The organism is Sphingopyxis sp. QXT-31 (genome assembly GCF_001984035.1).
Taxonomy (GTDB): domain Bacteria; phylum Pseudomonadota; class Alphaproteobacteria; order Sphingomonadales; family Sphingomonadaceae; genus Sphingopyxis.
In genome coordinates this window covers 4,100,371-4,112,897 of sequence record NZ_CP019449.1, presented here as the reverse complement: position 1 = coordinate 4,112,897, position 12,527 = coordinate 4,100,371, and the positions used below count along the sequence as shown (strand labels likewise).

Below are 12,527 nucleotides of genomic sequence, written 5' to 3'. Positions count from 1 at the left end.
CCGGCGCTACCCCAACAAGCTCTTCGACGCCTGCTCGGTCGTATCCCGCGACAGCCCGGGCTGCGCCAATATCCGCTCGAGTTCGGCCTTCATCATCGCCGCCCTCGCCTCGTCGAAGCGTTTCCAGCGCCCCAGCGGCGGGATCATGCGCGCCGCGGTCTGCGGGTTCTTGGGGTCGAGCGCGATGACCAGATCGGCGATCAAACGATAGCCCGCGCCGTCGGCCTGATGAAACGCCGCCTGGTTGCCCGTGAGCGCGCCGTACAGCGAGCGCACGCGGTTGGGGTTCGCCAGCGTGAAGTCGGGGTGCCCTGCCAGCTCCTTGACCGCATCGACCGTGTCGGGGCGCAGCGACCAGGCCTGCACCTGGAACCATTTGTCGAGCACCAGCGGATTGTCGCGATAACGCTGGTAGAAGATGTCGAGCGCGTGGACGCGCTCGGCGCTGTCGCCATGCGCCAGCGTCGCGAGCGCCGCCTGACGTTCGGTCATGCCGTCGGCGTTCGAGAAGATGCCGAACACCAGCGCCGGCACGTCGGCGATGCCCGTCGCGGCGAGATAGGCGATGGCGACGCCGCGCAGGCGGCGGCCGCCCTTGGCCTTGGGCGTCAGGTCGGTCGCGGGCGGGCACGCGCCCGCGAGGATATCGCGCCATTCGCCCTCGAGCGCGCGGCCGATCGCCGCCTGCAGCGCCAGCCGTTCGCGGCGGATCGCGTCGGGGTCGACGATTACCATCTGGTCGCCGATGAACGCCTCGCTCGGCAGCAGCACCGCCTCGGCCACGAAGGCCGGGTCGTCGACGCGTCCCGCGAGCGTGCCCGCGACCGCATCGATCACCGCCGCATGGTCGGCCGTCTCGCCCGACACCGCGGCCACCAACGTATCGAGCATCAGCTGCTGCAGCGCCTCGTAGCGCGCGAAAGGATCGTCGTCGTGCGCGGCAAGCCAGGCGAGTTCGCCAGGTGCGCGGACATAATCGACGATTACCGGCGCCGAAAAGCCGCGGTTGACCGACAGCGCCGGGCGCGCCGCGAAACGGCCGAGCGCCACGCGCTGGCTGTCACCGGTCAGCGTCACCAGCGTGTCGGGCATCGCCGTCCCGCTGCCATCCATCGCAAAGGCCGCGAGGCGCAGCGGCAGCATCATCGGGCGCTTGTCGGGCTGGCCCGGGGTCGGCGGCACCGTCTGGGCGATGTCGAGCAACCAGTCGCCGCCCTCTTCGATGAGCGCCAGCGTCAGCCGCGGCGTCCCCGCCTGTTCGTACCAGCGGCGGAACTGGCCGAGGTCGATATCGCCGCCCTCCTCCATCGCGCGGACGAAATCCTCGCAGGTCGCGGCCTCGCCGTCGTGGCGGTCGAAATAAAGGTCGGTGCCCGCGCGGAAGCGCTCGGCGCCCAGCAAGGTCGCCATCATCCGGATGATCTCGGCGCCCTTGTTATAGACCGTCGCGGTGTAGAAGTTGCTGATCTCCTGATAGGAGTCGGGCCGGATCGGGTGCGCGAGCGGCCCCGCATCCTCGGGGAATTGCGCGGCTCGGAGCAGGCGGACATCCTCGATGCGCTTGACCGGGGGCGATCCCATGTCGGCCGAAAAGCTCTGGTCGCGAAAGACGGTGAAGCCCTCTTTGAGGCTCAGCTGGAACCAGTCGCGGCAGGTTACGCGATTGCCCGACCAATTGTGGAAATATTCATGCGCGACGACGCCCTGCACCCCGTCGTAATCGAGGTCGGTCGCGGTGTCGGGGTCGGCGAGGATGTAGCGGGTGTTGAAGACGTTGAGCCCCTTGTTCTCCATCGCCCCCATGTTGAAATCGCTGACCGCAACGATGTTGAACAGGTCGAGGTCATACTCGCGGCCATAGACGCGCTCGTCCCACGCCATGCTGTCCTTCAGCGCCTGCATCGCGTGGCCAGTGCGTTCCACATCGCCCTTGCGTACCCAGATCCCGAGTTCAACCTTGCGCCCGCTCATGGTGGTGAAGCTGTCGCGATTGACCACCAGGTCGCCCGCGACGAGCGCGAACAGGTAGCTCGGCTTCGGCCAGGGATCTTCCCACAGCGCCCAATGCGTGCCGTCGGCACCCTCGCCCTGCTCGATGCAATTGCCGTTCGACAGCAGGATCGGGAACTTCGCCTTGTCGCCCGCCATGCGCACCTTGTAGCGGCTCAGCACATCGGGACGGTCGGGGTGGAAGGTGATGCGGCGAAAGCCCTCGGCCTCGCACTGCGTGCAGAGCATGCCATTCGACGCATAAAGCCCCATCAGCTGGGTGTTGGCGCTCGGGTCGATCACGGTGTCGACCTCGACCGCTGCGGCGCTGCGGTCGCCAAGGTCGATCACCAGGTCGGGGCCGTCCATCCGCCAGTCGTTCCACACCGCGCCATCTACGCGCACTTCCGCTGCGGTCAGCCCGTCGCCGCGCAGGACGAGCGGTACCGCTGTATCGGCGTGGCGCTCGACCGACAGGCTGGCCGAAACCTTGGTCTCCGCGATCCCCAGCGCGAAATCGAGCGCGATGTCGGGGACCTGCCACTCGGGCGGGCGATAGTCGCCGCGGTGGATGGTGACGGGGATGGCGGGCGTCGAGGAGGCATCGGTCATAAAGGCGGGTCTAGGCTTGGCCCGCGGGCTGCGCAATAAGGCGCGGCATGGGACATATGCTGATTTTCGGGCTGGGCTATGCCGCGGGCTATCTGGCGGAGCGACTGACCACGCGTGGCTGGGACGTGACCGGCACGACACGGGACGGGCGCGGCGGGTCGATCGCGTTCGGCGATAGCGCGGCGGTGCATGCGGCGCTGCGCTCGGCGACGCATATACTCTCGTCGGTGCCGCCGGTCGCCGGCGCCGACCCCGTGCTCGCCGCCTATGGCGACGCCATCGCGCTCGCTCCCGCCGCATGGGTCGGCTATCTTTCCTCGACCGGGGTTTACGGCGATGCCTGCGGCGCGTGGATCGACGAGACGGCGCCCGTCAAAGGCCGCCGCGCCGACCGCAACGCCGCCGATGCGGCATGGCAGGCGCTGCGCGGCGATATGCGCGTCTTTCGCCTGCCGGGCATTTACGGCCCAGGCCGCTCGATCCTCGACCGCATAAACGAAGGCCGCGCGCATCGCATCGCCCTGCCCGATCAGGTCTTCAGCCGCGTGCATGTCGACGATATCGCAGGCGGTATTCTCGCGTCGTTCCGCGGACCAGCGGGGGTGTATAATCTCGCCGACGACGAGCCGTGTCACCAGAACCGGCTGGTCGAATGGGGCTGCGCAATGCTCGGCGCGCCCTTGCCGCCGCTCCAGACACTCGATGAAGCCGGGCTGTCGCCAGCTGCACGCGCCTTCTATGCCGAGAACCGCCGCGTCGCGAATGGCCGGGCGAAACGCCTGCTCGGCTGGAAGCCGCGCTATCCGAACTTTCGCGAGGGGCTGGCGGCCTGCCTTTAGAGAAGCACGTCCACCGTGTGGATCAGCACCCCCACCAGCCCGCCGACCAGCGTCCCATTGATCCGGATATATTGCAGATCGTCTCCCACCGCACTCTCCAGCCGGTCGGTGATCGTCTTCGCGTCCCAGCCGCGAATGGTATCGGACACCAGCTTGAGCGCGGTCTCGCCATAGCTGTCGACCGCGCCGACCACCGCGCGCCGCGCATAGCGGTTGAGCGTGCGCTTGATATGCGGATCCTCGCCCAGCATCGTGCCGAACTGCGTGACCAGTTCGCCGATCCGCCCCGCGAGCATCGTGTCGGGGTTGCGCGCGGCCTTGAGCAGCGCGCCGCGACCCTGTTCCCAAAGCCCGTCGAGCCAGCGCTTGACCGCCTTGTTCTCGAGCAGTTCGTCGCGGACCTTGGCAACCTTCGCCTGCACCTCGGGATCGTGCTGCAGGTCGAGCGCCATCTTGGCGAGGCCTTCTTCGACGCGGATACGCAGCGGATGGTCGGGCTCTTCGGCCATTTCGCTGAGCAATTTGCCCAGCCCCGCGACGATTCGGTTCGCGATGCTCTCGTCGAGCCCGGTTAACCGCACGATCGCGTTCGAATTCTCGTGCACCATCTGGTGGATCAGATTTGCGTTGAGGTCGAGCGTCTTTGACCCCCATTTTACCATCGCATCGAGCAGCGGCTGATGCCGCCCCTCGGCGAGCGCCGCCTGCAGCGCCTGTCCGAGCAGCGGCGCGACGTCGAGTTCGCGCAGGCGATCGGCGATCGCCGATTTGACCATGCCGCCGAGGCGTTGCTGATCGAGCGCACCGAGCGCGTCGGCGATGACGCGCGAAGCACCGAGCTTGAGCCGTCCTCCGCCCTCCGCAGGCTGCGACAGGAATTTGCCGACCGCGCCCGCGATGTCGACCTGCTGCATCTTGCGCGCGATCAGCCGCGGCAGCAGGAAATTGGTCAGCAGGAAGCGCGCCAGCGTGTCGCCGATGCGGTTTTTGTTGCGCGGGACGATGGCGGTGTGCGGGATCGGCAGCCCCATCGGATGGCGGAACAAGGCGGTGACCGCGAACCAGTCGGCGAGCCCGCCAACCATCGCCGCCTCCGCAAAGGCACGGATGAAGCCGACCGCCGGATGGACGTCCTGATAATATTTCGCCGCGACGAAGATCGCCGCCATCGCGACGAGCATGCCCGTCGCGACGACGCGGATGCTGGACGGCTTCGCCGGGATGGCGACACCAATCGGCTGAGAGAGCGCGCGGTCGGTCATCCGGGTCAAATGGCGAAGCGCGGCGAAGGTTGCAACCGTCGCCGCGCCCGAACCGCCGCCTGCATCATTGCGCCGGCTGCGGTTCGGCCTCCAAATGCGGCTTGCCGTCGTCGCCCTTGCGATAGGTCAGCAAGTTTCGCGAGAAGAAGCGGCCGAGGCGCTTTTCGATGCTGTCGGCCAGGCTGAAGCCCGCGGGCACGATCAACAAGGTCAGCAGCGTCGACAGGATCAGCCCGCCGATCACGACCACGCCCATCGGCGCGCGCCACGCGCCGTCGCCCGACAGCGAGATGGCAGTGGGCACCATGCCGGCGACCATCGCGACCGTGGTCATGACGATCGGCTGCGCACGCTTGCGCCCCGCGTCCATCAACGCCGCGTTCTTTGCAACGCCATGGTCCATCTCTTCGATCGCGAAGTCGACGAGCAGGATCGAGTTTTTCGCGACAATGCCGAGCAGCATCAAGAGGCCAATGAACACCGGCATCGAGATTTCCATGCCGGTGACTGCGAGCCCGAGCAGCCCGCCGAGCGGCGCGAGCAGCAGCGACGACATGTTGACCAGCGGCGACAGGAAGCGGCGATAGAGCAGCACCAGCGTCGCGAAGACGAGGAGCAGCCCCGCGACCACGGCGACGAGGAAGTTCTGCATCATCTCCGCCTGCCACTTGGCGTCGCCCTGGATCACCTTGCGAATGCCCTGCGGCATGTTCGCGATCGACGGCAATTTGTCGATTTTGGTCTGCGCGTTGCCGGTCACCAGCCCTGGTGCCAGATCGGCGCCGATCACGATACGCCGCGTCTGGTTGTAGCGGCGGAGCTCGGTCGGACCGGCACCGAAGCCGATCTCGGCCACCGATTTCAACGGCACGGTACCGCCGCGGGCGGTCGGAACCGGCAGGTTCTCGATCGTCGCGAGGCTGCGGCGCGAGTCTTCGGACAATAGCACGCGGATCGGGATCTGGCGGTCGGACAGCGAGAATTTCGCCGCATTCTGGTCGATGTCTCCCAGCGTCGCGATGCGGATCGTCTGGCTGAGCGCCGCGGTCGTCACGCCGAGTTCGGCGGCGAGGTCCATGCGCGGATTGACGATGATCTCGGGCCGCGGAATGTCGCCCTCGATCCGTACCGCGCGCAATTCCTTGAGCGCGCTCATCTCGCGGACGATCCGGCGCGCGTGGTTCTCGAGCGCAACGGGATCGTCGCCGCCGATGATGAAGGTGATGTCACGGCCCGAGAAGCCGCCCGACTGGCTCTGGAACGAGACGCGCGCGTCGGGGATCGCCGCCATCTTGGGCTGCAAGCCGCGTTCCCATTCGACACTGGTCGTGGGGCGCTCCTTCTTGAGCGTGATATAGACGCTGCCACCGCCGACATTGACGTCGAAGAAGGCGTTGTCGACGACGGTGTTCGCCGCGAGAATCGTATTGATCTGGTTGGCGATCACCTCGCTCTGCGCGAGCGTCGATCCCGGCGGCAATTCGTAGCTGATCTGGCTGTAATCGCTGTTGGTCGTCGGCTGGAACTGCTTCGGCAGGAAGTAGAAGAGGACGATGCTCGACAGGAAGGCGGCCACACCGATGCCGACGATCCACACGCGATGGTCGTGCAGACGCGCCCAGAAGCGCTGGGCCATGAATTTCGCCCAGTTCGTGAAATCGAACCCGCGCGCCCCCATCGCATAAGCGATCGCGCCGAACAGGATGCACAGCAGGCTGACGAGCAGGAACACGGCAATCATGCTGAACGGCGTCGCGAGCAGGAAGTGAATCGCCGGATTGGGCCCATCCTGTCCGACCGGCACCGGCTGGTAATATTGCGCCACCATGGCAACCAGCACGACCGCTGCCGCGGCGAGCGGCGCCCACAGGAAGCCCAGCCGCGTGGGTACGGGGGCGTAACCCGCGCGTTTCGCCTTGTGCTTGCTGTCGTCGAGCGTCCAGCGCAGGATATTTTCGTAGCGGTCGACCCACGGCCCCGAGGCATGGTCCTGCTCGCCCTGCGCCGACAGGAAATAGGCCGCGATCATCGGCGTGATCATGCGCGCGACGGCCAGGCTGACGAGCACTGCGAAGACGACGGTCATGCCGAACTGGATGAAGAATTGCCCCGACACGCCGGGCATCAGCGCGACGGGTAGGAACACCGCGACGATCGACATCGTCGTCGCGACGACCGCGAGCCCGATCTCGTCGGCGGCGTCGATCGACGCCTGATAGGCGGTCTTGCCCATTCGCATATGTCTGACGATATTCTCGATCTCGACGATCGCATCGTCGACGAGCACGCCGGCCACGAGGCTGAGCGCCAGCAGCGACAGTCCGTTGAGCGAGAAGCCCATCAGCTCCATGAACCAGAAGGTCGGGATCGCCGATAGCGGGATCGCGAGCGCCGAGATCAAGGTCGCGCGCCAGTCGCGCAGGAACAGGAAGACGACGACGACCGCGAGCACCGCGCCCTCGATCATCGCGGCCATCGAGCTGCGATATTGCTCCTTGGTATATTCGGTGCGCGTGAAGAGGATCTTGAAGTCCACCTTGGGGTTGTTCTTCTTGATCTCGGCCAGCTTCTTCATCGCCTCGTCGTGGACGGTGACGTCGGAGGCGCCCTTTGCCTTTTCGATCGAGAAGCTGAGCACCTGCTTGCCCTCGATCTTCGCCAGGTTGCGCTGTTCGGCATAGCCGTCGGTGACCTTCGCCACGTCGCTCAGCCGGATTGTCCTGCCGCTGCCCAGCGACAGTTGGTAATCGCCCAGTTGATAGGCGCTGCCCGCGTTACCGAGCACGCGCACCGCCTGTTCGCTGCCCGCGATCTCGGTGCGCCCGCCCGCGGCGTTGACGTTGATCTGGCGCAGCTGCTGGTTGATCTGGCTGGCGGTGATGCCATAGCTTTGCATGCGCGCGGGATCGAGGATGACGCGGATCTCGCGGTCGACGCCGCCCGAGCGGCGCACCTGGCTCATGCCGGGGATCGAGAGCAGTTCCTTCGCCACCGTGTTGTCGACGAACCACGACAGCTGCTCCAGCGTCATGTCGGTCGCCTGGACCGCGAAAAAGGTGATCGGGCCGCCGGCGATGTCGACGCGCACGACCTGCGGTTCGAGGATGCCGTCGGGCAAGTCGCTGCGGATCTGCTGCACCGCCTGGTTGACGTCGTTATAGGCGCGGTCGATCGGCGTGCCGATCGCGAATTGCACGAAGGTGCGGCTGTTGCCCTCGCTGACATAGGAGGACATTTCGTCGACCCCGCTGACGCCGCGTATCGCGGCCTCGACGCGCTGGGTGACCTGCGTCTCCAGCTCGGTCGGCGCGGCGCCGGGCTGCACGACGACGACCTGCACCGCGGGGAATTCGACGTCGGGATTGTCGTTGACGTCCATCCGATTGAAGCTGACGAGACCCGCCAGCAACAGCAGGATGAACATCACGATCGGCGGCACCGGATTGCGGATGCACCAGGCGGAAATGTTGCGGAAACTCATGACTCAAACGCCTTTGTGCGGGGTGCCTGCCGGGTGGCTCTTATTGCGACGATTTCTGCAGCACGGGCTTCACGGTGTCGCCGACATTCAGGAACGCGCCGGCGAGCACCACGACGCGCTCGTTGCCCGTCAGCCCCGATGCGATCGACACGCCGTCATCGCTGACCGCGCCGACCTTCACCGGCTTGCGCTCGATCTTGTTGTCCTTGCCGACGACCAGCACGAAATTGCCCTCGGGACCGCTCTGCACTGCGCTCTCGGGCAGCAGCGGCGCTTCGGTCGACCCTGCGATCAGCCGCGCGTCGGCGAAGCCGCCGGGGCGCAACGCGCTGCTGTAGGGGATCGCGATGCGGACCATGCCCTGGCGCGTGTCGGCGTTGATCACCGGCGCGACCTGCCACACCTGACCCGCGATGTTGAGGTCGGTGCCCACGGGTGTAACCGTTGCGCGCGTTCCGACAGGGACGCGTTGCAGGTCGGCTTCGGCCATCTGCGCCATCATCTCCATCTCGCCGCCGCGCGCCATGCGGAACAGCACGCCGCTGCCCGCGCCGACGACCTGGCCCGGTTCGACCTGGCGCGTCAGCACCAGTCCCGCGGCGGGCGCTACGATGTTGAGCCGGGTGTTGCGCGCCTGCGCCTCGGCATATTGCGCCTGCGCGACGCGGACGCGCGCGTTCGCGGCGTCGCGCGTGGCGCGCTTGCGGTCCATGTCGGCCTTGGAAATGAAGCCGCGCGACACCAGCGCCTCGGCGCGTTCGAGCTCGGCCTGCGCCAGGCTGGCGTCCGCCTGCGCGACGCGGATCGACGCGGCGAGCGCCGACGCCTGCTGCGTCTGGACCGCGCGGTCGATCACCGCGAGCGTCTGGCCGGCGCCGACCCACTGGCCGGGTTCGACCAGCACGCGCACGACCTGACCGCCCTCGCCGGCGATGCCGATCGGCATCTCGCGCCGCGCGGCGATCGTGCCATTGGCCGAAATCGTCGCCTGCACGGACTGGCGGCCGGGGATGACGACGGTGATGTTCGGGACGCTGTCGCCGCCCTTGCCCGCAGCCCCCGGGGCGCCGCCGGCGGTCGCTGCACCATCGCCCTTGCCCGACGAAAAGGCGAACCAGGCCGCGGCCAGCGCCACGACGATCAGCACTACCGCGATGATCAGCCGGGTTCGGCGACGCCGGTTGTCGCTCTCGTCATGATACCCCGCCAGACTGTCCATCGCGTCCACTTTCCGCTCGTAGTTCACGTCTATTTCCTCTGTCCCGCCGCCGGCCATCCCATGCCGCACGCCCTCGGTTCCGCGCAGCGCCCAAGCGCCCCGGACCCTCGGCCTGTTCAACGGTGTATTACCCAATTAAATCACCCCTGACAAGGGGGGAGAAACGCGACCGCGCCGCTTCACCGGCGCGGCGCTTCTTAGGCCCGTTTGCCGCAATATTCCAGCGCATTAAGGCATGAAAAAAGGCGGCCGGCATGCGCCGACCGCCCTTTTTGGACCGGCCCCGAAAGGCCGCTATGGCTGCGCGATCAGCGCACGCGACCGCGCCTGATCAGGTTGACGATGCCAAGCAGAAGTACCGCGCCGAGGAAAGCGGTGAGCAGGGTCATCGGATCGAAGGCATCGCCGCGCAAATGCCCGCCGCCCAGAAAGCTGCCGAACAGGAAGCGGCCGAGGATCGACCCGATACAGCCGACGACGATGTTCAGGAAAATGCCCTGCTGGGCGTCGGTGCGCATCACGATGCTGGCGAGCCAGCCGATGATGCCGCCCATGATGATTGCGATAATCCAAGTCATATAGGACCCCCTACGATCATTTTCTGCGCCCTTTTCGATAAGGCGACCCGAATGTTAAACCAAATATCCCGAACCGCCTAGCGATATGGCGGCGGCGCCGGGCACCACCGCCATAGCGTCAGCGGACGCGGCCGCGGCGGACCAGATTGATCAGGCCAAGCAACACGACGGCGCCGATAAAGGCCCACAGCAGGCCGATCGGGCTGAAGGTGCTGAGGCTGGCGCCCATTCCGAACAATCCGCCCAGAATATTGCCCAGAAATGCGCCGACGATGCCGACGACGACGTTCAGGATGATCCCCTGTTGCGCATCGGTGCGCATGACGATGCTCGCCAGCCAGCCGATGATCCCGCCGACGATCAGCGTAACGATGATACCCATGACAGACTCCCTCTTGTTCCGGCGAGCGGGGCCGCACACCGAAAGATTTCCGCGACGCCTCATCGCGTCCGAAGCTCGTTTTACCGAATGTCTGCACAATCGACCCGGGAGCAAAAGGTTCCCGGCCGGCCCCTCGGGGCGCGGCCGGGAAAGTGGGATCAGTTCCGATCGGGGAACTTCTCCGGGTCGCAAGCAGGGCATAAACAGCCGCATGCGACCGCGGTGTGACAGGCATCACAGGCCGAAGAATTTTTGGGGTGGGATGTTTTTTTGGGGGGTCGGCTTTGGGGTGGGGAGCTGCCCTCTCAATCTCGTCATGCTGAACTCGTTTCAGCATCCATGGCCCGCACTCTCGTCGGCGCAGCGCCAAAGGGAACGGCGGACCATGGATCCTGAAACAAGTTCAGGATGACGATGCTATAGATGTCGCTTTTTCGTCCGAAACCGGACATTCTCGCGCTGCCGACGACTTCGCCCGACCTCTCGCCGCATCGCGCCCAAACGAAATGGGGGCCGGCATCGCTGCCAACCCCCACTATCCGGTATCCTTCCGGTCGCTGCCCGCTCGCCTCATCCCGGTCCACCTCTCTTGCGATCGGCAGCCCGCAAAACGATGCTTGCGGCGCGGTCCGGAGCTATCCGGCGATGGTTTGGTCGGCCCCCTTTCGGGGGCCGGCCGCACCTGGAAAGCCCTTCATCATCTCTTCTTGCGTCTGCCGAAGCAGTCGCCGTCCAAGCGATGGACTGCATTTCCTATCCTGCTCGGGTCCGCCTCAACTCGTGGGAATCGCGGCGTTCCGTGATCAGGTATCGGTCCACTTCCTCGTCGATCCGGTCCGTTCTTCTCCGGCTGGTCTTGCAACCTGCCTTCCTGTCCCGGCGGTCCGTCGTCTCCGTCGTCCGATGATTGGAAGCTGACATGACTCGCCGGGCCCGCCAACAAAAATTGCAGCGAAATGCCCCCGATTGCGCCGCCGACTGTGGATAAGTCCGGTATTAGCAATTAGCGGATTCGTTGCAGCATTTTTGTAACACGGCTGCAGCATTTTCGGACTCGCCGCGACGTCGAGTGCGGGTGAATTTACGATGCGACTCAGTGTTTCGAAAGATCGACTCGGATGCGACTCGACTCAGGGGCGGCCGAGGTCGCCCTTGCCCACCGTCCCCGACGCCATTTCGAGCATCCGGTCGAGGCTCTTGCGCGCGGCAAGGCGAAGCTCTTCGTCCATCTCGATCCACGGCTGGAGGTCGCGGAGCGCGATGTAGAGCTTCTCCATCGTGTTGAGCGCCATATAGGGGCAGATGTTGCAGTTGCAGTTGCCGTCGGCGCCCGGCGCGCCGATGAAATTCTTCTCGGGCAGCGCCAGCTCCATCTGGTGGATGATGTGCGGCTCGGTCGCGACGATCAGCGTGTCGCCGGGGAAGGTCTTGGCGAACTGCAATATGCCGCTGGTCGAGCCGACATAATCGGCGTGGTCGACGATGTGCGGCGGGCATTCGGGGTGCGCCGCGACCGGTGCGCCGGGGTGCTGCGCTTTCAACTTCAGGAGCTCGGTCTCGCTGAACGCCTCGTGCACGATGCACACCCCCGGCCACAGCAGCATCTCGCGCCCGAACTTGCGGTTGAGATAGCCGCCGAGGTGGCGGTCGGGACCGAAGATGATCGGCTGGTCCTCGGGGATCTGACTGATGATCGTCTCGGCGCTCGACGAGGTGACGATGATGTCGCTGAGCGCCTTCACCGCCGCAGAGCAGTTGATGTAGGTCAGCGCGATATGATCGGGGTGCTTGGCGCGGAAGCGCGCGAACTGCTCGGGCGGACAGCTGTCCTCGAGGCTGCAGCCGGCATCCATATCGGGCAGGATGACGATCTTCTCGGGGCTCAGGATCTTCGCGGTCTCAGCCATGAACTTGACCCCGCAGAAGGCGATGACGTCGGCGTCGGTGTCGGCGGCCTTGCGCGACAGTTCGAGGCTGTCGCCGACAAAATCGGCGAGATCCTGGATCTCGGGCTTCTGGTAATAATGCGCGAGGATGACGGCGTTGCGCTCCTTGCGGAGGCGGTCGATTTCGGCGCGCAGGTCGAGGCCGGTAAGATTTTCGCGGACGGGAGCAGTCATGGCTTTTCCTTATGTGGCTTTTGCCCCCCGCCATTGGGGACTGGG

At 65.9% G+C, this 12,527-nt stretch carries 8 protein-coding genes; 1 reads left to right on the top strand and 7 read right to left on the bottom strand.

Going from position 1 to position 12,527, the window contains the following annotated elements:
• Positions 1 to 6: 6 nt before the first annotated feature.
• Positions 7 to 2,601 carry an aminopeptidase N gene (gene pepN / locus BWQ93_RS19635; RefSeq protein WP_077031953.1) on the bottom strand — a complete coding sequence of 865 codons (2,595 nt, stop codon included), beginning with the start codon at positions 2,599 to 2,601 and terminating at the stop codon, positions 7 to 9.
• Positions 2,602 to 2,648: 47 nt separating this feature from the next.
• On the opposite strand from pepN, the gene BWQ93_RS19630 reads away from it, so the two are divergent.
• A complete protein-coding gene (locus BWQ93_RS19630; protein WP_077031952.1) occupies positions 2,649 to 3,440 on the top strand; it encodes an NAD(P)-dependent oxidoreductase in 792 nt (263 codons plus the stop codon).
• Here the strand turns inward: BWQ93_RS19630 and BWQ93_RS19625 are convergent.
• The 6 genes from BWQ93_RS19625 to nadA form a co-directional block, all read right to left on the bottom strand.
• Positions 3,437 to 4,702 carry a DUF445 domain-containing protein gene (locus BWQ93_RS19625; RefSeq protein WP_077031951.1) on the bottom strand — a complete coding sequence of 422 codons (1,266 nt, stop codon included), beginning with the start codon at positions 4,700 to 4,702 and terminating at the stop codon, positions 3,437 to 3,439. The genes BWQ93_RS19630 and BWQ93_RS19625 overlap by 4 nt on opposite strands.
• A 64-nt stretch (positions 4,703 to 4,766) precedes the next feature.
• Positions 4,767 to 8,183, bottom strand: coding sequence for an efflux RND transporter permease subunit (locus BWQ93_RS19620; protein ID WP_077031950.1), 3,417 nt, complete (start codon positions 8,181 to 8,183; stop codon positions 4,767 to 4,769).
• A 40-nt stretch (positions 8,184 to 8,223) separates the two neighbouring features.
• A complete protein-coding gene (locus BWQ93_RS19615; protein ID WP_156878381.1) occupies positions 8,224 to 9,402 on the bottom strand; it encodes an efflux RND transporter periplasmic adaptor subunit in 1,179 nt (392 codons plus the stop codon).
• Positions 9,403 to 9,710: 308 nt separating this feature from the next.
• The gene (locus tag BWQ93_RS19610) at positions 9,711 to 9,980 is read right to left on the bottom strand and encodes a GlsB/YeaQ/YmgE family stress response membrane protein (RefSeq protein ID WP_077031949.1); all 270 of its coding nucleotides are present in this window, start codon (positions 9,978 to 9,980) and stop codon (positions 9,711 to 9,713) included.
• A 118-nt stretch (positions 9,981 to 10,098) separates the two neighbouring features.
• Positions 10,099 to 10,362 (bottom strand): GlsB/YeaQ/YmgE family stress response membrane protein, encoded by a 264-nt coding sequence (locus BWQ93_RS19605; RefSeq protein WP_077031948.1) that lies wholly within the window; start codon positions 10,360 to 10,362, stop codon positions 10,099 to 10,101.
• A gap of 1,130 nt (positions 10,363 to 11,492) precedes the next feature.
• Positions 11,493 to 12,482, bottom strand: coding sequence for a quinolinate synthase NadA (nadA, locus tag BWQ93_RS19600; protein WP_077031947.1), 990 nt, complete (start codon positions 12,480 to 12,482; stop codon positions 11,493 to 11,495).
• Positions 12,483 to 12,527 lie beyond the last annotated feature (45 nt).